Annotated in this window: 25 protein-coding genes and 1 tRNA gene; 10 read left to right on the forward strand and 16 right to left on the reverse strand. The window is 72.3% G+C overall.

Features of this window, described 5'->3' with window-relative positions; all coding sequences use genetic code 11:
• Positions 1 to 44: 44 nt before the first annotated feature.
• The gene (cobA, locus tag N542_RS0112795) at positions 45 to 1271 is read left to right on the forward strand and encodes a uroporphyrinogen-III C-methyltransferase (protein WP_028644250.1); all 1227 of its coding nucleotides are present in this window, start codon (positions 45 to 47) and stop codon (positions 1269 to 1271) included.
• On the forward strand, positions 1271 to 2074 hold the full coding sequence (locus tag N542_RS0112800) for a TrmH family RNA methyltransferase (protein WP_028644251.1): 804 nt from the start codon (positions 1271 to 1273) through the stop codon (positions 2072 to 2074). The genes cobA and N542_RS0112800 overlap by 1 nt, the downstream gene beginning before the upstream one ends.
• A gap of 207 nt (positions 2075 to 2281) precedes the next feature.
• On the opposite strand, the gene N542_RS0112805 is transcribed toward N542_RS0112800, so the two are convergent.
• Together N542_RS0112805 and def are read right to left on the reverse strand one after the other, a co-directional pair.
• Entirely contained in the window at positions 2282 to 2794 is a 513-nt protein-coding gene (locus N542_RS0112805) for a GNAT family N-acetyltransferase (protein WP_036507952.1), read from the reverse strand.
• Positions 2791 to 3372: a peptide deformylase gene (gene def, locus N542_RS0112810; protein WP_028644253.1), complete on the reverse strand. Its 582-nt coding sequence runs from the start codon at positions 3370 to 3372 to the stop codon at positions 2791 to 2793. The genes N542_RS0112805 and def overlap by 4 nt, the downstream gene beginning before the upstream one ends.
• 114 nt (positions 3373 to 3486) lie before the next feature.
• Between def and N542_RS0112815 the strand changes: the two genes are divergently transcribed.
• Both N542_RS0112815 and N542_RS0112820 read left to right on the forward strand, forming a co-directional pair.
• A complete protein-coding gene (locus N542_RS0112815; RefSeq protein WP_081795180.1) occupies positions 3487 to 4851 on the forward strand; it encodes an acyl-CoA dehydrogenase family protein in 1365 nt (454 codons plus the stop codon).
• Positions 4851 to 6068, forward strand: a complete 1218-nt coding sequence (locus N542_RS0112820) for an acyl-CoA dehydrogenase family protein (RefSeq protein ID WP_028644255.1) — start codon at positions 4851 to 4853, stop codon at positions 6066 to 6068. The genes N542_RS0112815 and N542_RS0112820 overlap by 1 nt, the downstream gene beginning before the upstream one ends.
• 59 nt (positions 6069 to 6127) lie before the next feature.
• Here the strand turns inward: N542_RS0112820 and N542_RS26700 are convergent, their stop codons facing one another.
• The 4 genes from N542_RS26700 to galK form a co-directional block, all read right to left on the reverse strand.
• Positions 6128 to 6832 (reverse strand): hypothetical protein, encoded by a 705-nt coding sequence (locus tag N542_RS26700; protein ID WP_051551721.1) that lies wholly within the window; start codon positions 6830 to 6832, stop codon positions 6128 to 6130.
• Between the two features lie 84 nt (positions 6833 to 6916).
• The gene (locus N542_RS0112830) at positions 6917 to 8335 is read right to left on the reverse strand and encodes an LLM class flavin-dependent oxidoreductase (RefSeq protein WP_231482633.1); all 1419 of its coding nucleotides are present in this window, start codon (positions 8333 to 8335) and stop codon (positions 6917 to 6919) included.
• Positions 8336 to 8373: 38 nt separating this feature from the next.
• A complete protein-coding gene (locus N542_RS27875; RefSeq protein WP_197025977.1) occupies positions 8374 to 8772 on the reverse strand; it encodes a hypothetical protein in 399 nt (132 codons plus the stop codon).
• A 75-nt stretch (positions 8773 to 8847) separates the two neighbouring features.
• Positions 8848 to 10023, reverse strand: coding sequence for a galactokinase (gene galK, locus N542_RS0112840; RefSeq protein ID WP_036507722.1), 1176 nt, complete (start codon positions 10021 to 10023; stop codon positions 8848 to 8850).
• Between the two features lie 36 nt (positions 10024 to 10059).
• On the opposite strand from galK, the gene N542_RS0112845 reads away from it, so the two are divergent.
• Positions 10060 to 11496 carry a GuaB1 family IMP dehydrogenase-related protein gene (locus tag N542_RS0112845; RefSeq protein WP_028644258.1) on the forward strand — a complete coding sequence of 479 codons (1437 nt, stop codon included), beginning with the start codon at positions 10060 to 10062 and terminating at the stop codon, positions 11494 to 11496.
• Positions 11497 to 11512: 16 nt separating this feature from the next.
• Here the strand turns inward: N542_RS0112845 and N542_RS0112850 are convergent, their stop codons facing one another.
• The 5 genes from N542_RS0112850 to N542_RS0112870 are packed head-to-tail and all read right to left on the reverse strand — an operon-like array spanning position 11513 to position 14966.
• Positions 11513 to 12103 carry a LysR family substrate-binding domain-containing protein gene (locus N542_RS0112850; protein WP_028644259.1) on the reverse strand — a complete coding sequence of 197 codons (591 nt, stop codon included), beginning with the start codon at positions 12101 to 12103 and terminating at the stop codon, positions 11513 to 11515.
• A 7-nt stretch (positions 12104 to 12110) separates the two neighbouring features.
• Positions 12111 to 12374 (reverse strand): GlsB/YeaQ/YmgE family stress response membrane protein, encoded by a 264-nt coding sequence (locus N542_RS0112855; protein WP_028644260.1) that lies wholly within the window; start codon positions 12372 to 12374, stop codon positions 12111 to 12113.
• A 16-nt stretch (positions 12375 to 12390) separates the two neighbouring features.
• Positions 12391 to 13092, reverse strand: a complete 702-nt coding sequence (locus N542_RS0112860) for an FAD-binding oxidoreductase (RefSeq protein WP_231482634.1) — start codon at positions 13090 to 13092, stop codon at positions 12391 to 12393.
• The gene (locus N542_RS0112865) at positions 13089 to 13700 is read right to left on the reverse strand and encodes a sulfite oxidase-like oxidoreductase (RefSeq protein WP_028644262.1); all 612 of its coding nucleotides are present in this window, start codon (positions 13698 to 13700) and stop codon (positions 13089 to 13091) included. The genes N542_RS0112860 and N542_RS0112865 overlap by 4 nt, the downstream gene beginning before the upstream one ends.
• Positions 13701 to 13742: 42 nt before the next feature.
• On the reverse strand, positions 13743 to 14966 hold the full coding sequence (locus N542_RS0112870; RefSeq protein ID WP_028644263.1) for a hypothetical protein: 1224 nt from the start codon (positions 14964 to 14966) through the stop codon (positions 13743 to 13745).
• Positions 14967 to 15066: 100 nt separating this feature from the next.
• Here N542_RS0112870 and fadD1 point away from each other — a divergent pair, with 100 nt between their 5' ends.
• Both fadD1 and N542_RS24760 read left to right on the forward strand, forming a co-directional pair.
• Positions 15067 to 16656: a fatty-acid--CoA ligase FadD1 gene (gene fadD1, locus N542_RS0112875; protein WP_028644264.1), complete on the forward strand. Its 1590-nt coding sequence runs from the start codon at positions 15067 to 15069 to the stop codon at positions 16654 to 16656.
• 75 nt (positions 16657 to 16731) lie between these two features.
• The gene (locus N542_RS24760) at positions 16732 to 18222 is read left to right on the forward strand and encodes an LCP family protein (RefSeq protein ID WP_155993046.1); all 1491 of its coding nucleotides are present in this window, start codon (positions 16732 to 16734) and stop codon (positions 18220 to 18222) included.
• Positions 18223 to 18229: 7 nt separating this feature from the next.
• Here N542_RS24760 and N542_RS0112885 read toward each other — a convergent pair whose 3' ends face one another.
• Positions 18230 to 19933 (reverse strand): CHAP domain-containing protein, encoded by a 1704-nt coding sequence (locus N542_RS0112885; protein ID WP_155993048.1) that lies wholly within the window; start codon positions 19931 to 19933, stop codon positions 18230 to 18232.
• 211 nt (positions 19934 to 20144) lie between these two features.
• On the opposite strand from N542_RS0112885, the gene N542_RS0112890 reads away from it, so the two are divergent.
• Entirely contained in the window at positions 20145 to 20867 is a 723-nt protein-coding gene (locus N542_RS0112890) for a hypothetical protein (protein ID WP_155993050.1), read from the forward strand.
• A gap of 33 nt (positions 20868 to 20900) precedes the next feature.
• Here N542_RS0112890 and N542_RS0112895 read toward each other — a convergent pair.
• Positions 20901 to 20986 (reverse strand) — tRNA-Leu (locus N542_RS0112895).
• Between the two features lie 79 nt (positions 20987 to 21065).
• Here N542_RS0112895 and N542_RS0112900 point away from each other — a divergent pair.
• Complete coding sequence (locus N542_RS0112900) at positions 21066 to 22391, forward strand: M20/M25/M40 family metallo-hydrolase (RefSeq protein ID WP_051551724.1); 1326 nt, start codon at positions 21066 to 21068, stop codon at positions 22389 to 22391.
• 6 nt (positions 22392 to 22397) lie between these two features.
• On the opposite strand, the gene N542_RS0112905 is transcribed toward N542_RS0112900, so the two are convergent.
• Together N542_RS0112905 and N542_RS0112910 are read right to left on the reverse strand one after the other, a co-directional pair.
• Positions 22398 to 22628 carry a DUF5703 family protein gene (locus N542_RS0112905; RefSeq protein WP_051551727.1) on the reverse strand — a complete coding sequence of 77 codons (231 nt, stop codon included), beginning with the start codon at positions 22626 to 22628 and terminating at the stop codon, positions 22398 to 22400.
• Between the two features lie 11 nt (positions 22629 to 22639).
• Entirely contained in the window at positions 22640 to 23587 is a 948-nt protein-coding gene (locus tag N542_RS0112910) for an aldo/keto reductase (RefSeq protein ID WP_028644269.1), read from the reverse strand.
• A gap of 74 nt (positions 23588 to 23661) precedes the next feature.
• Between N542_RS0112910 and N542_RS0112915 the strand changes: the two genes are divergently transcribed.
• Positions 23662 to 24486, forward strand: coding sequence for an undecaprenyl-diphosphate phosphatase (locus N542_RS0112915; protein ID WP_231482635.1), 825 nt, complete (start codon positions 23662 to 23664; stop codon positions 24484 to 24486).
• A gap of 7 nt (positions 24487 to 24493) precedes the next feature.
• On the opposite strand, the gene corA is transcribed toward N542_RS0112915, so the two are convergent.
• On the reverse strand, positions 24494 to 25465 hold the full coding sequence (corA, locus tag N542_RS0112920; RefSeq protein WP_028644271.1) for a magnesium/cobalt transporter CorA: 972 nt from the start codon (positions 25463 to 25465) through the stop codon (positions 24494 to 24496).
• Positions 25466 to 25474 lie beyond the last annotated feature (9 nt).

Here is a 25474-nt window from a genome sequence, read left to right on the forward strand (position 1 = left end):
ACCCACGTCATCGGCCGACCAGCGGCAGCCGGGATGATGGTCGGATGGACGACTTCCCCATCTACCCCTCGGGACTGCGGCTGACCGGACGACGCGTGGTCGTCGTCGGCGGCGGGCACGTGGCCCAGCGCCGGGTGCCGCATTTCATCTCGGTCGGGGCCGACGTCCACCTGGTCTCGCCGGAGGTGACCCCGGCCATCGAGGGCATGATCGGCGGCGGCGAGCTCACCTGGCACCCGCGCGGCTTCGAGGACGCCGACCTCGACGAGACCTGGTACGTCGTGGCCGCGACCGCCGACCGCGAGGTCAACGAGCAGGTCACCGCGGCCGCGGAGGTCCGTCGGATCTTCTGCGTGCGGGCCGACGACGCGACCCGCGCCACCGCCTGGACGCCAGCGGTCGGGCGGCACGCCGGGGTGACCGTCGCGGTGCTCGGCCAGCGCGAGCCGCAGCGCTCGGCCGCCGTACGCGACGAGATCCTCGAGGGCCTGCGTGAGGGCACCATCGTCGCCCGGCACCAGCGCGACCGGCAGCCCGGCGTCGTGCTGGTCGGTGGCGGCCCCGGAGACCCCGAGCTGATCTCCGTCGCCGGCCGCAAGGCGCTGATGGAGGCCGACGTGGTCGTCGCCGACCGGTTGGCCCCGCGCGAGCTGCTGGGCGAGCTGCCCGCCGATGTCGAGCTGATCGACGTCTCCAAGCTGCCCCGCGGCCGCTCGGCCCTGCAGGAGGAGATCAACCGGGTCATCGTGGAGCGGGCGCTCGCCGGCAAGTGCGTGGTGCGGTTCAAGGGCGGCGACAACTTCGTCTTCGGTCGCGGCTACGAGGAGGTGCTCGCCTGTCGGGAGGCGGGCGTCCCGGTGACCGTCATCCCGGGGCTGTCCAGCTCCGTGTCCGTCCCGGCCGTCGCCGGGATCCCGGTGACGCACCGCGGGGTCACCCACGAGTTCAGCGTCGTGTCGGGCCACCTGCCGCCCGGGGACCCCGAGTCGCTCGTCAACTGGGCCGCGATCGGTCAGCTCACCGGCACCGTGGTGCTGATGATGGCGGTCGAGAACGCGCCCGCCATCGCGTCGGCCCTGGTCGACGGGGGTCGGCCGGAGGCCACTCCGGTCGCCGTGGTCAGCGACGGCACGATGCCGGGGGAGCGCACCGTCCTGGCGACCCTCGGCACGCTGGCCGCCGAGCTGACCGCCCACGACGTACGCCCACCGGCGATCATCGTCGTCGGCGAGGTGGTCGCCGTCGCGCACCCGGCCGCGTTCGAGGCCTGATGGCGACCGTCGTCGAGATCACCGACCCGACCGACCCCCGACTGGCGGACTACCGCGACCTGCGCGACGTCGAGCTGCGCAAGACCGTCGAGGCGGAGCACGGGCTCTTCCTGGCCGAGGGGGAGAAGGTCGTCCGACGCTCGGTCGAGGCCGGGTTCGCGCCCCGGTCGTTCCTGATGGCGCCGCGCTGGGTCGAGGGCCTGGCCGACGTGCTCGCCACGACCGAGGCGCCGTGCTTCGTGCTGAGCGAGACCCTCGTCGAGCAGGTCACCGGCTTCCACGTGCACCGCGGCGCTCTGGCCTCGATCGAGCGTCGTGCGCTGCCGGGCGTCAAGGACGTGCTCGAGGGAGCCCGCTCGGTCCTGGTGCTCGAGGACCTGGTCGACCACACCAACGTCGGGGCCATCTTCCGGTCCGGCGCAGCGTTCGGCTTCGACGCCGTGCTCCTGGCACCGCGCTGCGCGGACCCGCTCTACCGGCGCTCGATCAAGGTCGGGATGGGCGCGGTCTTCACGACGCCGTGGACCCGGCTCCCGGACTGGCACGACGCGCTGCCCGCGCTGTCGGCCGCCGGCTTCACGACGGTCGCGCTGACGCTGGCCGACGACGCGCTCCCCATCGAGGACGCCGTGGCCGGGGTCGACAAGGTTGCCCTGGTGCTCGGGTCCGAGGGGCACGGGCTGTCGTCGCGCTGGGAGACGTCGGCCGACCGGCGGGCGATCATCGCGATGCGGGAGGGGATCGACTCCCTCAACGTCGCTGCGGCGACTGCCGTCGCTTGCTACATCACCGCTCGGCGCTGAGCCGTCGACCCTGCGGTTTGGTCACCAACCGCAGAAATAGGGTCCCGGGGCCTGCGGTTTGGTCACCAACCGCAAACGCGGCCCGGGACCCGCGGTTTGGTCAACAACCGCAGAAGCACGGCCCCGAGACCTGCGGTTTGGTCACCAACCGCAGAAATAGGGCCCCGAGAGCTGCGGTTGGTGACCAAACCGCGGGTCCGACCGGCCTCAGACAGGCAGCTCGTAGATCAGCTCGAGCCCGTCCTCCTCGTCCCACTGCTCGCCGTTGTGGACGAACGGGTACTGCCGGATCAGCGCGAGCGACGCCTCGTTGTCGGGTGAGATCGTGGCGCGCAGCGTGCGGACGTCGGGGTCGTCCTGGGCCCGCATGATCGCGATCTCCAGGGCGGCACGGGCATAGCCGCGACGGCGGTACGCCGGGTCGACGCCGTACCCGACCTCGACCATGCCGTCGACGTCCGGGGCGGCGTGGAAGCCGGACTGGCCGACCGCCACCTCGGCCTCGTCGTCCCACAGCACGCCGGTGATCCAGGGCAGGTCGGCGGGCGTCTCGACCGCCTGGACGGCGCGGTACCTCCAGGTGCTGACGGAGCGCTCGGAGACCATCCAGGCCGAGAGCGGCACCGGCGAGGCGGCGTTGGCGCCGGCGAGGTCGCCGTCGGCCAGGGCGATGATCGCCTCGGCCGGCAGCTGCACGATCCGGACCCGTCCGGGCGTCATGCCGGCCACTCGGCGGGGTAGTCGGCGGCGACCTTGTCGTGGGCCTTCTGGAGCCTCTTGCGCAGCTTGGTCGGGAGCCGGTCACCGAAGACGGTGCCGAGGGTGTGGTCGGTCTCGTGCTGGAGGCAGCGCGCGAGCAGGCCGTCGCCGGAGTACGTCACGACCTCGCCGTCGAGCCCGGTGCCGGTGACGGTGGCGAAGTCGGGCCGGGCGCACTCGATGAAGGCGCCGGGGAAGGACAGGCAGCCCTCGTCGTCGGTGTCGAGGTTGCGGTCCTTGCCCTCGGGGAGGGTCAGCACCGGGTTGCACACCAGGCCGACGGTGCGCTGACCGGACTCGTCGGGGCAGTCGAAGACGAACATCGCCACGTCCTCGCCGATCTGGCACGCGGCCAGTCCGACGCCGTCGGCGGCGTACATCGTCGCGACCATGTCGGCGGCGAGGGAGCGGAGGGCGTCGTCGTAGGTCCGCACGGTGGCCTGCGCCCGGTGCATCACCGGGGTGCCCCAGCGGGTCATCGGGCGGACCCTGCCGCCGGTCGGGAGTGGTCCGTGCGGGGCGAGGGGCTCGTCGGGCATGGCCCAGATCCTAGGTTCTCGCGGCTTGCGGGGCCGCCCCCGCTTCCGATGGGTGTGACCCGACCCACGAGTCCGACCGTGGCGCTTGGTGTAACTCCGAGTTACATTACCGGCATGGCCCTCCTCGACACCCTCCGCCCCGGCGGCAAGCACGGGATCGCCAGCACGGAGAGCCGCGACCCCATCGGGTACGCCGTCGCCGCGCTGAGCCGCCTGGCGCAGAGCGACGTGCTCGACCGGCTCGGTCTCCGCAAGCAGACCGAGACGGCCGTCTACACCGCCACCCGCGGCGGCTTCCGGACGATCACCCGGGCCGGGAGGACCTTCGCGCGGGCCGGGAGGCCGTCGGACCCGGGCACCCGCCCGAGCGTCACGACGACCTCCGGGGTCTTCGACCTGACCCCGACCGAGGACGAGCAGCTGCTCGTCGACGTCGTCACCGAGCTCGCCGCGGAGGTGCTGCGACCCGCGGCCGCGGAGGCCGACGAGGCGTGCGCGGCTCCCGAGTCGGTGCTCCGGGCCGGCCTCGAGGTCGGCCTGCCGATCCTCGGGCTGCCGGAGGCGCTGGGTGGCATCACCGAGGAGCGCTCAGCCGTCGCGGGGGCCCTGGTGGCCGAGGCGCTCGCGCACGGCGACCTCGGCCTGGCCGTCGCCTGCCTGGCACCCGGATCGGTCGCGACCGCTCTCGGGCTGTGGGGCAGCGACGCCCAGCAGCAGACCTACCTGCCGGCCTTCACCGGCGACGCGGTGCCGGCCGCAGCGCTCGCACTCTCCGAGCCGACCGTGCTCTTCGACGTGCTGGCACCGGCGACCACGGCGGAGCGGACCACCGACGGCTTCGTGCTCAACGGGCTCAAGTCCGCGGTCGCCCGGGGCGCCGAGGCCGAGGTGTACGTCGTGGGCGCCTCGCTCGACGGCGCCCCGGTGCTGTTCCTCGTCGAGGCCGGGACCGCCGGCCTGGAGATCGAGGCCGACCCGGCGATGGGCGTGCGGGCCGCCGGGCTGACGCGACTGCACCTGCGCGACGTGACCGTCGGAGCCGATGCGGTCCTCGGCGCGACCGACGGCACGACGTACGCCGAGTGCGTGCGGCTCTCGCGGCTGGCCTGGTGCGCGCTGGCGGTCGGCGTGGGCCAGGCGGTGCTCGACCACGTCACGCCGTACGTCAAGGAGCGCGAGGCGTTCGGGGAGCCGGTGGCGCACCGGCAGTCGGTGGCGTTCATGGTCGCCAACATCGCCATCGAGCTGCAGGCGATGCGGCTGCTCACCTGGAAGGCGGCCTCGCGCGCCGCCGCCGGCACGGACATCGCCCGCGACGTGGCGCTCGCCCGTCAGCTGTGCGCCGACAAGGGCATGCAGATCGGACTCGACGGCGTGCAGCTGCTCGGCGGCCACGGCTTCGTCAAGGAGCACCCGGTGGAGCGGTGGTACCGCGACCTCCGGGCCATCGCGATCATGGAAGGCACGGTGCTGCTCTGATGGCCATCTCCCTGGACGACCCGAGGAAGTTCCGGCAGCTGACCGGACAGGCCCACCAGGTCGCGATGAACATGCTGCGACCGATCTCGCGCAAGTACGACGCCGCGGAGCACGCCTACCCCGTCGAGCTCGACATGCTCGCCGCGATGATCGACGGGCTCTCGGAGTCCGGAGCCGGCGAGGGCGCCGGCGCGGCCGGAGTGAGGCGCGAGTCGGCGTCGAGCGAGCAGGGCGGCGTCAGGAACGGCACCAACCTGGCCTCGGTGATGTCCATCGCCGAGATGTGCTGGGGCGACGTCGGGCTGCTGCTCTCCATGCCCCGCCAGGGCCTCGGCAACTCCGCCATCGCCTCGGTGGCCGACGACGAGCAGCAGGCGCGCTTCGCCGGCGTCTGGGCCGCGATGGCGATCACCGAGCCCGGCACGGGCTCCGACTCCGCCAACATCTCCACGACCGCCGTCCTCGACGGTGACCACTACGTGATCAACGGCGAGAAGATCTTCGTGACCTCCGGAGACCGGGCCGACGCCGTCGTGGTCTGGGCGACGCTCGACAAGTCCCTGGGACGGGCCGCGATCAAGTCGTTCGTGGTGCCCAAGGGCACGCCCGGGATGACCGTCGAGCGCCTCGAGCGCAAGCTCGGCATCAAGGCATCCGACACCGCCACCATCCGGTTCGAGGACTGCCGGGTGCCGGCCGACAACCTCCTGGGATCGCCGGAGGTCGACACCCAGCAGGGCTTCGCCGGCGCGATGGCGACCTTCGACAACACCCGCCCGCTGGTCGCCTCGATGGCGGTCGGCTGCGCCCGGGCCTCGCTCGACCTGACCAGGGAGCTGCTGGCCGAGGCCGGGGTCTCGGTCGACTACGACCGACCCGGGATCAACCAGTCGGCAGCGGCCGCCAGGCTCCTGCAGATGGAGGCCGACTGGGAGGCGGCGTACCTGCTGATGCTCCAGGCCGCGTGGATGGCCGACAACCGGCAGCCGAACTCGCTGGAGGCCTCGATGGCCAAGGCGAAGGCCGGCCGCGTCGGCTCGGACATCACCCTCTCGTGCGTGCAGCTCGCCGGTTCCCTCGGCTACAGCGAGGCCGAGCTGCTCGAGAAGTGGGCGCGCGACTCCAAGATCCTCGACATCTTCGAGGGCACCCAGCAGATCCAGCAGCTGATCGTCGCCCGACGGGTGCTGGGGCTGACCAGCGCCGAGCTGAGGTGACCGCCGCGGCACCCGGCGTGGTGGGAGCCGGGTGCCGCGGCGGCGCGGTCGGGACCCGCTCAGCCCTTGTCCGGGTCCGCCGCGCGGGCGAGGGTCGCCGACTCGCTCCTGACCGCCTTCGTCATCGCCGGGTCCAGCAGCGGCTCCGGGGCCGGCGGAGCGGCGGTCTTCTTGGCAGCGGCCTTCTTGCCGGGAGCCTTCTGAGCGGCGGTCTTCTTGGCCGGAGCCTTCGTGGCGGCCTTCTTCGTGGTCGCTGCGCCCGCCGAGCTCGCTGGGCTCGTGGCGCTCGTGGCCGCGGCCTTCTTCGTCGCGGCCTTCTGCGGTGCAGTCCTCGCGGCCGGTGACTTCCGGGCGGCGGCCTTCTTGGCGGACACCACGTGCGCGACGTCGGCCGGTGTCGCCTCGACCTCGGGGTGGCCCGTGGCGCTGCCGGTGCCGGTGCCGGTGCTGGTGCTGGTGCTGGTGCCGGTGCCGCTCTCGGCGGACCGCTGAGCGGGGGAGCGCCTCGTCGCCGCCTTCTTCGCCGGGGCCTGCTGCGCGACGACGGGTCGGAACGGGTCGCCCTGGGGCCGGGACGTCTCCGGCGTCGGGACGGCCTGCGGCCTCGGGACCGCCTGTGGCGTGGGAGATCTGTTCTCGGGCGCGTCGCTGCCGGGCCCTCGTGCGGCCACCGCGCTCGTCACGGCCCGGGTGACCGGACGGGCGACGCGGCCGGCCACCGTCAGCCCGACCACCACCGTCCCCTGGGCGAGGTCCTTGATCATTCCAAGCGGCTTCGTCAGCAGCACGTCACATCACCTTTCGTCGGTTCTCTTGCTCCCGCGAGCGGTACCCCGTTGGGTCCAGGCTCAGTCGAGCAGGGGCGCGAGACGCTCCAGGTCGTCGGCTCCGTCCAGGTCGCCCACCGCGAGGAAGACCGTGTCGACGCCGCGCTCCGCGAGCTCGGCGTAGCGGACCCGCTGCTGAGCCGGGACGCCGGCGTTGGTGCGCCGGAGGTAGTGACCCGCGGGGGTGCTGCCGCGCAGCCGCTCGACCCGTGCCCAGGTGTCGTCGCGGTCGCGGCCAACCACCGGCAGGTCGAGGACGGTGACGGTCACCTCTCGCCCCGCCGCCTCTGCGTGCTCGCGCAGGATGGGCAGCTTGTGGTCGAGCGTGCCGAGCGCGCTGGGCAGGTTGACGGCATCGGCCAGGCGGGCGGCGATCCGCATGGTCCGGTCGCCGGACCCGCCGAGGACGATCGGGACGTCGTGGGCCGGGCGCGGGTACGACGTCGTCTCGGGCAGGCTGACCCGGGCGCCGTCGTGCGCCCTGGTGCCGGAGGCCCACAGCGCACGCATCGTCTCGATCGCGGCCTCGACGGCGTCCAGCCGGTCCGCGGGCGGCGGGAAGGGCAGGCCGTACGCCGCGTGCTCCCGCTCCCACCACCCGGCGCCCAGCCCTACGAAGGCGCGACCGCCGGTGAGCGCGTCCAGCGTCGCAGCGGCCTTGGCGGTGACGCCGGCGGGACGGAACGTGACCGGCGTGACGAGGGTGCCGAGCTCGAGCCGGGTGTCGAGGCCGGCGAGGAGACCGAGGGTCACCCACGGCTCCGGGATCGGCTCCCAGGCCCGACCGACCTGAGGGATCTGGATCAGGTGGTCCATCACCGCCAGCCCCGCGAACCCGGCGTCGTCCGCCGCCGTCGCGACCCCCGACAGCCAGGTCGCCGGGTCCTCGCCCCACGGGAACCGGCTCACCTGCAGCACGAACCGGAGACCCTGCGAGCTCCGGCGCTCCTCCGGCGCCTGGCTTCGGAGGTCTCGCACCGGCGGGGCAGCGTCCTCGGGCGCCCGACCGGTCGCCTCGACCCGGTGGATGACGTCCCAGCCCTCGAGGTCGAGGGCCGTGCCCACGTCGCGGACCGTGCGGAGCTGCGTGGTGACCACCGGTGCCGGCGCCGGTCGGTCCCGCTCGCGGTTGCGCGACCGGCAGAGCTCCGGGGGAGTGTCGAGGACGACCACCACCGCCGGCAGCCCGGCCTCGCGGGCGGCCGCACGCCACGCCGTACGACGGGCACCGTCGAGGCCGAGCGTGTCGACGACCGTCGTCAGGCCCCGCCCGAGCCGGGCGGCGACGATGCGCTCCAGCAGGTCGAAGGCGTCGGCGGACGCGTCCAGGTCGTGCGGCCCGCTGCCGACCACACCGCGCAGCGCGTCGGACGACACGATCTCGTCGGCGCGGTAGCCAGCGGCGGCCCAGGTGGACTTGCCGGACCCGGACGCCCCCACCAGCACGACCAGGGCCGGATCCGGCAGCAGCGGGGCCGTCAGCCCTCCGCAGGAGGAGTCGGCGTCGCCTTCTTGGCGGGGGCCTTCTTCGCGGGGGCCGCCTTCTTCGCCGGAGCCTTCTTCGCCGGAGCCTTCTTCGCCGGAGCCTTCTTGGCGGGCGCCTTCTTCACCGGCTTCAGCGGTACGACGGCAGCCATGTCGGTCGTCGCCGGCGACTCCTCGTGCGGCGTCCCGGGTGGGCGGGGCGCCGAGGGCACCGGGGCAGGGGGCGGCGTCAGGCGCTCGGCGGCGGCGGAGGCGGCCTGGCCGACGACCATCAGGCCGAGGGCCAGGAAGCTCCGCACCTGCAGCGCCGCCTTCTCCGCGGCCGCCGTGGGATCGGCCACGGCTCCCAGGACGGCTTCCTCGAGCTTCTCCAGCGGTGACTTCTCCGGCACGGCGGCCTTCCCGGGCCGACACGGATGGTCGGCGCCTCGTGCTTCGGATTCAAGCACGCCGTGCCTGGACCCGCCTCAGGCGAGCAGCTCGGCGGCCCCGCTCGGCTCGGCCAGCAGGTGCTGGGGCGCCCGGAAGCCCGCGGCGACGAAGGCGACGTCGATCGCGTGGACGACGGCGTCGACCCGCTCGGTCGGCACGAGTGAGATCGCGGAGCCACCGAAGCCGCCGCCGGTCATCCGCGCGCCGATCGCGCCGGCCTCGACGGCGGTGGCCACGGTGAGGTCCAGCTCAGGGCAGGAGATCTCGAAGTCGTCGCGCATCGACACGTGCGACGCCGCGAAGAGCCGGCCGACGCCGGCCCAGTCGTCGACGGCGAGGGCATCGACGGTCTCCCGGACCCGCTCGATCTCGGTCACGATGTGGGTCGCCCGGCGTCGGACCCGGTCGTCGGTCAGCTCCTCGACGGCCGCCAGGGTCGCCTGACGCAGGCTCGGCACGCCCAGGGCGTCCGCCGCGGCCTCGCAGTCGGCACGGCGGGCGGCGTACCCGCCGTCGACCAGCGCGTGCGAGACCCGGGTGTCGGTGACCAGCAGCGTCAGACCGGCAGCGGCGAGGCCGAGCGGCACCGCCCGTGAGCTGTCCTGGTCGAAGTCGATCAGCAGCGCCGCGTCGACCTGCGCCAGCAGCGAGATCGACTGGTCCATCCCGCCGGTCGGCGCGCCGGCGACCTCGGTCTCGGCGCGGATGCAGGCGCGCACGAGCCGGTGCCGCAGCTCGTCGTCGACCGTCAGTCCCAGCAGGCCGCACACGGCCAGCGCCACCGAGCACTCCAGTGCCGCCGAGCTGGACAGGCCGGCTCCGAGCGGGACCGTGCCGTGCACCAGGACGTCCATCCCGGGCAGGTCGAAGCCGTCCTCCCGCAGCGCCCACAGCACGCCGCCGACGTACGTCGCCCAGCCGTCGACGGCGCCGGGGCCGACGGTGTCGATGGCACCGGTCCAGGGCTCGCCGTCGTCACCGCTGGTGATCCGGACGACGCCGTCCTCGCGACCGGCGACCGCGGCGTACGTCGCGTGGGCCAGCGCCACCGGCAGCACCAGCCCGCGGTTGTAGTCGGTGTGCTCGCCGATCAGGTTGACCCGGCCGGGGGCGCGCGCCACGACGCGGGGCGCTGCGTCGTACGCCCGGGTGAAGAGCGCCCCGGTCGCCTCGATCAGCTCCGAGGGGTGGCCTGGCTCGACGTACGGCATGGGCTCAGCCTAGAGAGCGCCGTAGACTGCTGCGACGTGCGGTTCCTCGATGCGACGCCCTCCGGGCACGATCTGACCTACGACGACGTCTTCATGGTCCCGCGGCACTCCGCGGTCGCCAGCCGGTACGACGTCGACCTGGCCACCACCGACGGCACGGGTGCGACGCTGCCGCTCGTGGTCGCCAACATGACCGCGATCGCCGGCAAGCGGATGGCGGAGACCATCGCCCGCCGCGGCGGTCTCACGGTGATCCCTCAGGACATCCCGACCTCGGTGGTCGCGGAGGTCGTCGCGTTCGTGAAGTCGCGCCACCTGGTCTTCGACACCCCGATCGAGCTGACTCCGCACCAGACGGTCGCCGAGGCGCTGTCGCTGATCCCCAAGCGCGCGCACCGCGCCGCGGTGGTCCTCGACGAGGGTCGTCCGGTCGGGGTGGTCTCCGAGGCCGACTGTGCCGAGGTCGACCGGTTCGCCCAGGTCCGGCACGTGATGCAGCCGATCGCCGTCCGCCTCACCGCGGACGCGGACCCGCGCGCGGCGTTCGACGCGCTCCACGCGGCGCACGCGCCGATGGCGGTCGCCGTCGACGACGACGGGGCCCTCGTCGGCGTGCTCACCCGCACCGGCGCCCTGCGCGCGACGCTCTACCACCCGGCCGTGGACGCCGACGGCGGACTGCGCATCGCTGCTGCCGTGGGCGTGAACGGCGACGTCGCGCTCAAGGCCAAGGAGCTGCTCGAGGCGGGCGTCGACTGCCTCGTCGTCGACACCGCCCACGGTCACCAGGACCGGATGCTGGAGGCCCTGGCCGCCGTTCGATCCCTCGATCCCCAGGTCCCCGTGGTCGCCGGCAACGTCGTCGACGCCGACGGCACGCGTGCCCTGATCGACGCCGGCGCCGACATCGTCAAGGTCGGTGTGGGCCCGGGCGCGATGTGCACGACCCGGATGATGACCGGTGTCGGACGCCCGCAGTTCTCCGCGGTGCTCGAGTGCTCGGCTGCCGCGGCCGCGCTCGGCAAGCACGTCTGGGCCGACGGCGGCGTGCGCCACCCGCGCGACGTCGCGCTCGCGCTCGCGGCCGGCGCCTCCGCGGTCATGGTCGGCTCGTGGTTCGCGGGCACCCACGAGTCGCCCGGCGACCTGATGCACGACGCCGACGGCCGCGCCTTCAAGGTCTCCTTCGGGATGGCCTCGGCCCGCGCCGTCGCCCACCGCACCAGCACCGAGTCGGCGTACGACCGGGCCCGCAAGGGCCTCTACGAGGAGGGCATCTCGTCCTCGCGGATGTACCTCGACCCGGTCCGCCCCGGCGTCGAGGACCTGGTCGACGAGATCTGCTCCGGCCTGCGCTCCGCCTGCACGTACGCCGGCGCGGCCTCGATCGCCGAGCTCCACGAGCGTGCCGTCGTCGGGGTGCAGTCGGCGGCGGGCTTCCACGAGGGCCGCCCGCTCTCGACGAGCTGGTAGCCGGCGGGAGCTGCGGCTAGCGGGAGCTGCGCTCCGAGCGCCCGCGCACGATCCCGATGAACCGCTGCACCCACGGGTCGTCGTTGTCGATCAGCCAGATCAGGCCGATCGTGGTGGGCGGCAGGTCGGCCACCACGCGGTAGGTGACGTCCTTGCGGTGGTGCAGCCGTGCGACGGCCATCGGCACGATGACGATGCCGGTGCCGGAGGCGACCACCTCGACCGCGTCCTTGACCTCCATCGGCGGCCACTCGAGCTGGGGCGCGGTGGGTGTCCAGCCCGAGCGCTCGGGCAGCACCAGCTGCTCGTCCGCGAGGTCCGCCAGCGTGACCTCGTCGGCCAGGGTCATCAGGTGCTCCGCACCCATCACGGCGACCGGCAGCTCGTCGTACAACGGGATGCAGTGCAGCCCGTCGCGATCCACCGGCAGCCGTGCCAGCGTCATGTCGAGCGTGCCTGCGCGCACGCGCTCCTCCTGCTCCTCCTCGAGGACGGGGACCAGCTCGAACGGGTTGCGGGCGAAGCGCTCACGCCAGGTGCGGGCCCACTTGTCCGGCGTCGCCCCGGTGACGAAGCCGACGCGGAAGTGGCCGAACGCCTGGCTCACGCAGGTCTCAGGCCGTCGTGGAGCGGCCGGCGTACCAGCGCCAGCCGGCGGTGACGATCAGCGCGCCGACCAGCGACCCGATGATGCCGCTGGCGCGGAGGTCGACACCGTCACCGGCGAGCAGGCTGATCAGCAGACCGCCGACGAACGACCCGACGAGGCCGGCCACGATCGCCAGCGTCCAGTCGATCCCGCCGCCGCTGCGACCGAGGATGAGCTGTGCTCCGGCACCGATGAGCATGCCGAAGAGGATGATTCCCAGGATGAGCATGACCTGATCCTAGGGGTCAGGACGTCTCGCCGAACTGCTCGACCCGGATCGTGTCGCTGGGGAGTCCTGCGTCCTCGAGGAGCCGGGTGGCGAACGAGGCGAACCCCACCGACCCGCAGACGTAGGCCCGCTCGGCTCCGGCGACGTACGCCGCGAGCTCGTCGGGGTAGGGGGGAGCGGCCACCCGGTCACCGAGGTTCTCGCGGGTGAGCGCGATGAAGGCGCCGTACCTCTGGAGCTCGGCGGCGTACGGCAGGTCGTCCCACGTGCGGGCGACGACGACCACCTTGAGCCGGTCCTCGAGGCCGAGACGCTTAGCGACGCGGGTCATCGCCACGACCGGCACCACGCCGGAGCCGCCGGCCACGCAGACCGCGGGCACGTCGCCCTCCCACACGAACCAGCCGCCGATGGGGCCGCGCAGCTCGAGCTCGTCGCCGACCTCGGCGACGTCGTGCAGGAAGCCCGAGACCTCGCCCCCGGGCAGGCACTCCACCATCAGCTCGAGCAGCGGGTCGTCGGGGTCGGACGCGATCGAGTAGGAGCGCTGCGCGGTGTAGCCGTCGGGAGCGCGCAGGCGCACGACGTAGTGCTGGCCCGCCAGGTGGTCGACCCGCTCCTCGACGTGGAAGCGCAGGCGCACGAGGCGGTCGGTGGGGTGGTCGAGCTCGATGATCCGGCCGGTGGTCCACCCACCGGCAGGAGCGGCACCCGTCACGGGTCGCCCTGGTAGCGCTGCTCGAGCCAGGGGTCGCCGCGGTCGTGGTAGCCGTTCTGCTCCCAGAAGCCGGGCCGGTCACGCGCCATCAGCTCGAGCCGGGTGACCCACTTGGCGGACTTCCAGAAGTACAGGTGCGGCACCAGCAGGCGCACGGGACCGCCGTGGCCTCGCTGCAGCGGCTTGCCGTCGAACTCCCACACGACCCAGGCCTTGCCGCCGGTCAGGTCCTCGAGCGGCAGGTTGGTCGTGTAGCCGGTCGTCGAGTGCGCCATCACGAACTTCGCCTCGTCCGTCGGCCCGGCCGCCTCGAGCAGCGTGTCGACGCTGACTCCGGTGAACGTCGTGTCGAACTTCGACCAGGTCGTCACGCAGTGGATGTCACCGAAGTACGTCGACGACGGCAGGGCGTGCATCTCGCGCCACGACCAGCTCTGCGGACGCTCGACGAGGCCGTCGACCGACATCGACCACTTCTCGACGTCGAGGTCGGGAGTCGCCTCGGCCGTCAGGGTCGGCCAGCCGCTGCCGGTGTCGTACTGCCCGGGGGGCAGCCGGTCGGGACGTTCGGGCCGGCGCTTGCCGAGGAATCCGCGGGTGATGGCCACGGACCCAGTATGCCCAGCACCCGCGCGACGCGCACTCGGTGCCTACAGCACCATGATCGGGATCGAGGTCCGCGACTCGAACTCGAACGACGCACCGGTGCTGAACCGCGTCACGGCGACCTCGCCGGGCTCGGGTGCCGGATCGTCGCGCCGCACCAGCGTCGCCGTCCACGACCCGGCATCGCCGGTGATCTCGACGTCGAGGTGCGGGTCGATCGCGCGTACGGCGGCCTGCAGCGGCCTCGGCTCCTCGGGCCCGCAGAGCGCGATCCAGGCGCCGTCCGCGGTGGCGTCCGACGGCTCCACCCTCAGGGTCGATCCGTCGACCGTGGCGGCGACGTACGCCGTCGGGTTCAGCAGCGGGTGCAGCTCGAGCGTCCGCAGCGCCCCCGCGGGGCCGTCGGGGAGGCGCAGCGCCCGGTGGATCCGCTCGGCCGCGATCCCGGCGATGCCGATCAGCTGCTTGGTGGTGATGTCGACGGCCTGCGCCTCGTCGGCGGAGCGGTTGCGGACCGCGAGGACGAAGGACAGGTTGAGCAGGTGCATCTGGAGGCAGATCTCGTCGGCCATCCGGACCAGCGCCGAGTGCGAGAAGGCGCCGAAGTCCACGTCGGCCAGCAGGTCGCCGGAGTAGTCGGCCAGGCCCTCGTCCGTCTCGTCGATCGGGTCGAGCTCGACGACGGCGGCGCGGGTCCGCTCGATGACGTAGTACGGCGCCAGCGGGGTGACCGGGTGATGGGACTCGTCGATGACCACGGTCCACGCGCAGTGCGGGCGCTGGTCGGCCGACGCCCGCGGCGGACGGTGCACCGGGCGCACCTGGGCCCTCGGGTTGGTCGCCACCGCGGTGGCGTCGAAGGTGGGATCCTCGATGTCGTGGCACATCGAGCGCACGTACGACTCGCCCATCGGCTCGACGTCCATCAGCGCGCCGCAGTGGTCGAGGTGGAAGGTGCCGTGCCAGCGGTCCTGCACGTCGTAGCGGAAGTCCATGAACTGCGGGGGAGCGCCGATGTCGAGCTGGAGGCCCTTGAAGATCGTGATGACGTCGGTGCCCTCGTACTTCAGCGCCCTCTGCATCCGGCGCGTGTAGACCGGGCTGGAGCCCGCCCACTCCTCGATCGCCACCTGCGCCATCTCCTCGCGCCCCCAGGCCGAGATGCACCAGGCCATGCCGGAGCGGTCGATCAGCTGGCCGATCAGCAGCAGCTCGGGCACGAGCGTCGCGAGCTCGGCCCGCTCCAGGCTGGCGAATCTGCTGGTCATCGGAGCCCCCCGGGCAGCATGGTGGAGAAAACTAGAACGTGTTGCAGAGTAGCCGATCGTCACCTAGTTTGACGCGTGTCAACAACCCGGAGGAGATGACGTGGCCGAGACGGTCCAGCAGCTGTTGCGCGAGCGCGCGGAGGACGACAACACAGCGGTGCGGTACGGCGAGCAGAGCTGGACCTGGCGCGAGCACGTCGCCGAGGCGTCGGCCGTGGCGTCCGCACTCATCGGCGTCGCCGACCCCGAGCGGCCCCTGCACATCGGCTCCCTGCTGGGCAACGGGCCCGACATGCTCCGCGCGATGGCGGCCGCCGCGCTCGGCGGGTACACCCTGTGCGGGATCAACAACACCCGCCGCGGCGAGGGTCTGCTGAAGGACCTGCGTCGAGCCGAGTGCCAGATCCTGGTGACCGACGCGGAGCACCGCCCGCTCCTCGACGGGCTGGACCTCGACGGCGTCACGATCCTGGACACCTCGACCACGGAGTGGGCCGACCTCGTCGCCGCAGCCGGTCCGCTGACCCCGGCCCGCGAGGTCGAGGCGATGGACACGTTCATGATGATCTTCACCTCCGGCACCAGCGGTGACCCCAAGGCCGTGCAGGTCAACCACCTGATGGTGCTCTTCTCCGGGCTCAACCTCCAGGGCCGGTTCGGGCTCGGCCCGGACGACGTCTGCTACGTCGCGATGCCGCTCTTCCACTCCAACGCGGTGGTCGCCGGCTGGAGCCCCGCGGTGTGCGGTGGCTCCACGATCGTGCCGGAGAAGTTCTCCGCGTCGCGCTTCCTCCCCGACGTGCGCAAGTACGGCGTCACCTACATGAACTACGTCGGCAAGCCGCTCGCCTACGTGCTGGCCACCCCCGAGCTGCCCGACGACGCGGACAACACCCTGCGGGTCGCGTTCGGCAACGAGGCGAGCGACCGGGACATCGACGAGTTCATGCGGCGCTTCGACTGCGACGTGTGGGACGGCTTCGGGTCCACCGAGCTGGCCGTGATCATCACCCGGGAGCCGGGCACGCCGAAGGGGTCCATCGGCAAGGGGTTCGACGGGGTGGCGATCTACAGCTCCGAGACCGTCACCGAGTGCGCGGTGGCCGTCTTCGACGACCACGGGGCGCTCACGAACGCCGATGAGGCCACCGGTGAGCTGGTCAACACCCAGGGCTCGGGCTACTTCAACGGCTACTACAACGACACGTCGGCCAACGACGAGCGGATGCGGCACGGCATGTACTGGTCGGGCGACCTGGCCTACCGCGACGCGGACGGCTGGATCTACCTGGCCGGGCGGACCGCGGACTGGATGCGCGTCGACGGCGAGAACCTCGCGGCCGCCCCGATCGAGCGGGTGCTCCAGCGCCTCGAGGCGATCAACCGGGTGGCGGTGTACGCCGTGCCGGACGAGAGCGTCGGCGACCAGGTGATGGCAGCGATCGTGCTCCAGGACGACGCGACGCTGTCGCCCTCCGAGCTCGAGGAGTTCCTGGCGGCGCAGGCCGACCTGTCCGCCAAGGCCTGGCCGCGCTACGTCCGGATCGCCGCCGACCTGCCGAGCACGGCCACCAACAAGGTCCTCAAGCGTGAGCTGGCCGCGGAGGGTGCGAGCCCCGGCAACGGCGTGCTCTGGACCCGGGCCGCGCGCGGCACGTCGTACGCCGTCGACGCCGGTGTGCCGGCCTGATGTCTCAAATGCCGGGGTAGCGGGGTGGCTCGTTGCTAGTTTGCTCCCGGAGCGTCGACCGGGAGGGTGCAGACGATGGATCCGTACGCGCGTCACCGGGCAGCCGCTGCCCGTGAGTTCCGGCGGGCGCGCACGCTGGCCGGCGCGCTCGGGGTCACCGTCCTCGGGGCGGCGCTGCCCGGGGCCGGCTACGTGTGGTCGCGCCGGCGTCTGGGCTACCTCGTCCTGCTGACCTTCCTGGCCGGGCTGGCGGTCACGGCCTACTACTTCCAGGACCTGCGGCGGGCCGCCGACTTCGCGTTCGACCCGGCCCGGCTCCAGGTGGCGGCGATGGTGCTCGGCGCCCTGCTCCTGGTCTGGGTCTTCGTCGTGTCGACCACCTACGCGATGGTGCGTCCGCTCGGGATGTCCCTGCTGGAGCGGACGCTCGGGGCGGTCGTCGTGGTCCTGCTGTGCGTCCTCGGCGCGCTCCCGGCGGTCCAGAGCGTGCGGATCGCGCACAGCCAGGCCGACCTGGTCAGCTCCGTCTTCGACGGCGAGGACACCGTCACCGCACCGGACAACGTCACGAAGTCCAATCCCTGGGGCGACCGCCGGCGGGTCAACGTGCTGCTCCTCGGCGGCGACGGCGGTGTCGGGCGCACCGGGATCCGCACGGACTCGGTCATCCTGCTGAGCATCGACACCAGGACCGGCAGGTCGGTGATGTTCAGCCTGCCGCGCAACATGATGAACGCGCAGTTCCCCGTGTCCAGTCCGTTGCACGAGGTCTTCCCCGACGGCTTCCGCAACGCCGACGGCTCCGACCCGGGCAACTGGATGCTCAACGCGGTCTACAGCCAGGTGCCGGCGCTCTATCCGCACATCCTCGGCACGTCCGAGAACGAGGGCGCCGACGCCGTCAAGCAGGCGGTGGCCGGCAGCCTGGGCACCCACGTCGACTACTACATGCTGATCAACCTGTCCGGGTTCGAGAAGCTGGTCGACGCCGTCGGGGGAGTGACGGTCAACATCAACGAGCCGATCGCGATCAACGGCAACACCGATGCCGGCATCCCCCCGACCGGCTACCTCCAGCCCGGACCCGACCAGCACCTCGACGGGTTCCACGCGCTCTGGTACTCCCGTGGCCGGTGGGGATCGGACGACTACAAGCGGATGCTCCGCCAACGGTGCATGGTCAGCGCCCTGGTCCAGGCCGCCGATCCCTTGACGGTGCTGCGTCGCTACCAGGACCTGGCGTCGGCGGGCAAGCACATCCTGCGCACCGACATCCCTCGCGAGCTGATGCCGGCGTTCGTCGACCTGGCCCTCCAGGTCAAGGGCCGCCCGCTGCGGTCGATCGCGTTCGTCTCCTCGGAGAGGTTCCACTCCGGCGACCCCGACTACGCATGGATGCAGTCCGTGGTGGACCGGACCCTGTCGCCGCGTGCCGCGAGCACCCCGACGTCGTCGCCGGAGCCGTCGGCACCCGTGAGCTCCGCCTCGCCCGACGCGACCCCGTCCCCGGACGCGGGGGCGGCGGTCAAGACCGACGACGCGTGCGGCTACGACCCGGTCGAGTAGCTCGTGGTCACCGGATCCGGAGGTTGCCGGTCCGGACGACCCGCTCGGTCGTCGGTCCGCCCCAGTAGGTGATCTTGAAGGGGCGCCTGCCTGCGCGGACTCCGGTCACGTTGACCTGGGCCGCTCCGTTGCGCAGCACGAGCGCCTTGCGGAAGCCGCCCTGCACACGCACCACGATCTTGCCGTCGGGCCGGGGGACCCAGCGCGACACCAGGGTGACGCGGAGCCGCACCCCGCCGTGCTTGAGCCGCACCTGCTGCAACCTGATCTGCGGGGTGACCTTGACGCGCGCGGCGGTCCGGTAGGTCAGCGTGGTGGGCTCGTAGCCCGCACGGGTGACGGTGACCCGAGCGGTGACGGGCAGTCCGAGGTCGGCCGACCTCAGCTTGTACGTCGTCGCTCGGGCTCCCGAGATCCAGCGACCGTCCCGCAGCCACTGGATCGCGACGGCCGCGTCGCCGGGGCGGTAGGCACCCGGGTTGAGCGTGAGTCGCGCCCCCGGCCGCCGCGTCCCCGTGACGCGGGGCTCGAGGTCGACGCCGATGTCGCCCAGGGCGATCGGCTCGGTCGACGTGGTCCGGACGGTGACCGCCGAGTAGCCGGTGCGGCGTGCGGTGACCCGGGCGCTGATCACCTTCGTGGCCAGCTCGGGCGCCAGCACGAGCGACAGCCCGGTCGCGCCGGGGATCGCTGCGCCGCCGGCGTACCACTGGACGGCGGTGGCCGACGGGGTGACGTTCCAGGTGCCCGGCCTGAGGGTCAGGGTCTGGTCGACCTGCGGGACGCCGGTCACCGCCGGAGCGGCGCGGCTGGCGATCACGCCCGGCAGCACGGCCTTGGTGGCCGCCGAGATCGATGACTTGGTCGGGTAGCCCGCCTTCGTGGCTGTCGTCTTGACCCGGATCGACTCACCGAGCATGGAGCTGGTGACGGTGAGCGAGGACGCGGTCACCTTCGGGACCAGGACGCCGTGGACGTACCACTGGTAGCCGATCTTGGCGTCGGTCGGCGTCCAGGTGCCGGCGCTCGCGCTCAGCTTGGCGCCGACCTTCGCGAGACCGGAGATCTCCGGTCTCGCCTTGTTGACCAGCTCGACGTCGTTGAAGTGGATGAAGCCGCTCGGCCAGTTGCCGCTGGCCTTGGTGACGACCGCCCAGGAGAAGTCACCGCCCCAGCTGTCCTGGGAGATGACGATCTCGTCGGAGGAGACCACCTTCTCGACGTACGCCACGTGTCCCGCCGAGCCGGCGGGGCCGGTGTTGGCGCGCCACCAGGCGACGGCGCCGATCGCGGGCACGCCGTCGGTGATCTCGGGGACCGAGGTGCCCCAGTACGTCGCGTTGCCACCGCCCGACCACGGCCGGGTGTTCGGCAGCCCGCTGTGCACCATGCGGTACGCCGCGTAGTTGGTGCAGTTGTGGCCGGAGTACATCCGCCAGTACATCTTGTCGTTCACCGAGGCGTAGCCGCCGCTGCCCATGCCGGCCTTGCGGCACGCGGTGTAGCCCATGCAGAGGTAGGAGCTCCGGGCGAAGACGGCCTGCGAGCGGGTGAGGCTGTCGCCGGCCGCCTGCCGCTCGCGGGCGAGCGTCCTGTCGTCGGGCTTCGTCGGGGCCTGGGCCACCGCGGGAGAGGACACCAAGAGTCCCCCGATCAGCGCTGCCGCGACGGCAGAGACCAGGGGCGCACGCAGACGGTTCCGGAGCGACACGGATGGGAGTCTAGGGACAACTGAGGCCTTATGGGAACGTTGTGACTGAATTAGTCAAGCGACACGCCCAAACGCGTTGGTTAAATTACAACGGTGTTGTTTCGCCGTCGCAGCCGGGCGGGACGGAGACCTCAGGTCCTGAGCCGCCCGGCCGACGTCTCTGGGAGCACCTCTCGTCCGCCTCTCACACCCGCCAGGACCGACAGACCTCATGCCCAGACACCTCCGCGTCATGGCGCTCCTGGTCGCGTCGGTGCTGAGCGCCGGCCTGCTCGGCCCCGCGCCGGTCCCGTCGGCCAGTGCGGGGAGTGGTCGGCAGCAGGACCGGGCGTCCTCGCACACGTTCATCGCGGCACCGATCGCCCGCTGGGACCCGTGCGCGACCATCGACTACCGCCTCAACCTCCGGCACGCGCCGCGCGGCGCCGCGACCGACGTACGCCGCGCGCTGCGCCGGGTCCGTGCCGCGACCGGGCTGAGGTTCTCGTACGCCGGACGGACCCGCTCGGTCCCGGGCACGCGCACCGAGGACCGCCGCCACGGCGCCGACCTCGTCATCGCCTGGGTGCGCCCCGGGCACAGCAGCCTGCTGCCGGCCGGGAGCACGTACGCCGGCGTCGGCGGCCCGGTCTACAGCGCGGTCGGCTCGGTGGACCGGCGGGGCCGGACGGTCAGTCGGATCGCCTGGGCCCGGGTCGTGATCAGCACGACGTCCAACCGCTCGTTCCGGCCGGGCCTGGGTCGCGGGCTGCGCCGGGTGCCGCTGCTCATGCACGAGATCGGGCACGCGGTCGGGCTCGGTCACGCGCCGGCCTACGACCACGCGCAGATCATGAGCCCGACCATCCGACCGGGTCTGAACCACTGGGGCGCCGGCGACCTCGCGGGCCTGCACCGGCTCGGCCGCGCCGCCGGGTGCATCCGGCAGAAATGAAGAAAAGGCCCCGTGGAGCCGGGGCCTTTCCAGTGTCCGAGGGGGGACTTGAACCCCCACAACCGTTAAAGGTCACTAGCACCTCAAGCTAGCGCGTCTGCCAATTCCGCCACCCGGACGAGTGCCTCGGAACTGTAGCAAGGGCACGACCCGAAACGCACATCGGGAGGGTCCGCGAGCAGATGACATGCTGGGCGCATGTCTGACGCACCCGACGACTCCGTCCGGACGATCCCCGACCCCGCGGGCGAGGTGGTCGAGCTCTGCCGCGAGCTGATCAGGTTCGACACCAGCAACTACGGCGACGGGTCGGGTCCGGGGGAGCGCAAGGCGGCCGAGCACGTCGCCACGCTCCTCGACGAGGTCGGCATCGAGTCCACCCTGATCGAGGACTCACCGGGACGCACCTCGGTGGTCGCCCGCTGGGGCGGGACCGAGGGTGACGGGCTGCTCCTGCACGGCCACCTCGACGTCGTACCGGCCGCTGCCGAGGACTGGCAGGTCGGTCCGTTCTCGGGCGAGGTGCAGGACGGCTACGTCTGGGGCCGGGGCGCGGTCGACATGAAGGACTTCGACGCGATGCTGCTCAGCATCGTCCGCGACCGCCAGCGCACCGGCCGGATCCCGTCGCGCCCCATCACGCTGTGCTTCACCGCCGACGAGGAGGCCGGCGGCCACCAGGGCGCCCAGGTGATCGTCGAGGACCACCCGGAGCTGCTCGAGGGCTGCACCGAGGCCGTGGGCGAGGTCGGTGGCTTCAGCGCGACCGTGCGCGGCCGTCGGGTCTACCTGATCGAGGCGGCCGAGAAGGGGATGGCCTGGATGCGGCTGACCGCCCGGGGCCGCGCCGGGCACGGGTCGATGATCAACCGGGAGAACGCCGTGACGTCCCTCGCGGCCGCGGTCGCGCGGATCGGCGCCTACGAGTGGCCGGTGCGCCTCACCCCCGCCATGCGCACCCTGCTGGCAGCCGTCGGCGAGCTCGCCGGCACCGAGGCGACGCCCGAGAACGCCGAGGCGCTGGTGGAGGAGTTCGGGGGAGCCGCGCGGATGATGGGCGCCGTCATCCGCAACACCTGCAACCCGACGATGCTGGGCGGCGGCTACAAGGTCAACGTGATCCCGACCGAGGCGACGGCCCACGTCGACGGCCGCTTCCTGCCGGGCTTCGAGGACGAGTTCTTCGCGACCCTGGCCACGCTCGTCGGCGAGGACGTGGAGATCGACTTCCTCAGCCACCAGCAGCCGTGGGAGACGCCGTACGACGGTGCCCTGGTCGACGCCATGACCCGCTCGATCCTCGCGGAGGACGACGAGGCCGTCGTCGCGCCGTACCTGATGAGCGGTGGCACGGACGCCAAGCACTTCCGCCGGCTCGGCATGCGCTCCTACGGGTTCGCGCCGCTGCGGCTGCCGGCCGATCTCGACTTCACGGCGCTCTTCCACGGGGTGGACGAGCGGGTGCCGGTGGACGCGCTGGAGTTCGGCGCCCGGGTCTTCGACCGGTTCCTCGACGACGTGTAGGCGCGCTCAGACGTAGGAGAAGAACGGGCGCGCCTGGCGGATGATCTTGCGCCGCAGCACGACGCGACGGGTGCCGTCGGGGCCGATCCGGACCCGGTCCAGCTCCCAGCCGCCGTGCTCGGCGCGCTCGACCAGCAGCTTGCGCACGACGTTGCGCGAGTACTCCCGCGAGAACGTCACCCTCTCGAACTCCCACTCCACCCCCGGGGCGGGCGGTCGGCGTTGCGCTCGGCTCATGGATGTTCCCCTCAGTCGGCGGACACGTCGTCGAGAGCGTCGATGATCTCGGCAGGCAGGGTGAGCTCCTCGACCCCCAGCGCCCCGCGCAGCTGGGCGGCGGTGCGGGCGCCGATGATCGGAGCGGTGACGCCGGGCCGGTCGCGGACCCAGGTCAGGGCGACCTCGAGTGCCGTGAGCCCGAGCCCGTCGGCGGCCCGGGCGACCGCCTCGACGATCCCGGAGCCGCGCTCGTCGAGGTAGGGCCCGACGAAGTTGGCGAAGTGCGTCGACGCGGCGCGCGAGTCCGACGGCGTGCCGGTCCGGTACTTGCCCGTCAGCACGCCGCGGCCGAGCGGCGACCACGGGAGCACGCCGAGGCCGAGCGCGGCGGCGGCCGGCAGGACCTCCTGCTCGACCCCGCGGTTGAGCAGCGAGTACTCGACCTGGGTGCTGGCCAGGGGCGTGCGACCGGGCACCGCCCGCTGCCAGGTGGCGGCCTGGGCGGTCTGCCAGCCGGAGTAGTTCGAGACCCCGACGTACGACGCGCGGCCGCTGCTCACCGCCTGGTCGAGCGCAGCCAGCGTCTCCTCGAGGGGGGTGTCGTCGGACCAGATGTGCACCTGCCACAGGTCGACGTGATCCACGCCGAGCCGCCGCAGCGAGCCGTCGAGGGTCGCCAGCAGGTGACCTCGTGAGGTGTTGTAGGACCGGCCGCCGTGCCGGGCGCTGATCCCGGCCTTGGTGGCGAGCACGATCTCGTCGCGCGCGACGACGTCGCCGATCAGCGTGCCGATCAGCTCCTCGGACGCCCCGCTGCCGTAGCCGGCGGCGGTGTCCACGAGGGTCCCGCCGGCCTCGGCGAAGGCGATCAGCTGGTCGCGCGCCTCGTGCTCGTCGGTGTCGCGCCCCCACGTCATCGTGCCCAGGCCGAGCCGGGACACTGTCAGGCCGGTCGCTCCGACTCGCCGCTGCTGCATGCGGACAAATTAGTCGGACCACCCGCGCGGGGCGGCACCGGCACGCCCGATGGACGCCCGTAGGATTCCGACTCGTGGTGGACTACCTGCAGGCCGTGGTCCTTGGCGTGATCCAAGGGTTGACCGAGTTCCTGCCGATCTCCAGCAGCGCCCACCTGCGGATCTTCCCGGAGATCTTCGGGTGGGGTGACCCCGGAGCAGCCTTCACCGCGGTCGTGCAGATCGGCACCGAGCTCGCCGTGCTCATCTTCTTCTGGCGCGACATCTGGCGGATCGCCGTCACCTGGGTGAAGTCCCTCTTCCGTCCCGAGTACCGCGGTCAGCTGGACGCCCGCATGGGCTGGTTCATCATCCTCGGCTCGACGCCCATCGTCGTGCTGGGCATCCTCTTCAAGGACGTCATCACCGACGACTTCCGCAGCCTGTGGCTGATCGGCACGATGCTGATCGTGATGGGCGTCGTGCTCGGGATCGCCGACCGGGTCGGCGGCACCGAGAAGACGCTCAAGCAGCTGACGCTGCGCGACGCGGTGCTGATGGGCATCGCCCAGGCGCTGGCGCTGATCCCGGGCGTCTCCCGCTCCGGCGCCACCCTGTCGATGGGCCGGTTCCTGGGCTACGAGCGCGAGACCGCCACCCGCTACGCCTTCCTGCTCGCGATCCCGGCCGTCATCGGTGCGGGCGTCTTCGAGCTCAAGGACGTGCCCAACGGCGACAACCTCTACGGGTGGGGCCCGACGATCGTGGCGACGGTGGTGGCGTTCATCGTCGGGTACGCCGCGATCGCGTGGCTGCTGCGCTACGTGACGACGCACTCCTACACGCCGTTCGTGATCTACCGGATCGCGCTCGGTGTGCTGACCCTGGCCCTGGTCGCCACCGGCGCCATCGCGGCCTGAGCCGGGCTCAGAGCCACCCGGAGCGCTTGAACAGCACCCAGAGCCCGCCCGCGGCCGCGCCCATCAGCAGCAGCGCGAACGGGTAGCCGTAGGACCAGCCGAGCTCGGGCATGTGCCTGAAGTTCATGCCGTAGATGCCCGCGATCAGGGTCGGCACCACGATCAGCGCGGCCCCGGCGGAGATCTTGCGCATGTCGTCGTTCTGCTGCACCGAGATCTGCGCCAGGTGCGCGTCGAACGCGGTCGACAGCAGCGCGTCGAGGGAGTCCACGGTCTCGGCCGCCCGGGCGAGGTGGTCGGACACGTCGCGGAAGAACGGCGTCGCGATCTCGGGCACCGCCGCGATGTCACCGCCCGACAGCCGGTTCACCGGATCCCGCAGCGGCAGCACGGCGCGGCGCACCTCGGCGATCTCGCGCTTGAGGACGTAGATGCGCGCCGAGTCGTTGGTGCGGTCGGCCGAGAACACCGACTCCTCGATCTCGTCGACGTCGATGACCAGCTCGTCGACCACGTCGAGGTACTCGTCGACGACCCGGTCGAGGACGGCGTACAGGACGCCGCCCGGACCGTGGCTCAGCACCTGACGGCTCTGCTCGAGCTCCTCGCGGGCCGAGTGCAGCTCGTTGCCGCGGCCGTGCCGGACCGAGACGACGAAGTCGGGACCCACGAACATGGCGATCTCACCGGTCTCGACGGCGTCGTCCGCGTCGACGTACCAGAGCGTCTTGATGATCAGGAACACCATGTCGCCGAAGCGCTCGAGCTTCGGCCGCTGGTGCGCCTGGACGGCGTCCTCGACGGCGAGCGGGTGCAGCCCGAACACCTCGGCCACCTCGTGGATCTCGTCACTGCTCGGGTCGTGCATGCCGATCCAGACGAAGTCGCCGTCCGCCTTCGCCCTGCCCCGCAGCTCCCGCCAGTCGGAGCCGTCGACGGTCCGGGTGCCGTCACGGTAGAGGGCGCAGTCGACGATCACGGCCCCACG

This window comes from Nocardioides sp. URHA0020 (assembly GCF_000620705.1).
Lineage (GTDB): Bacteria > Actinomycetota > Actinomycetes > Propionibacteriales > Nocardioidaceae > Nocardioides.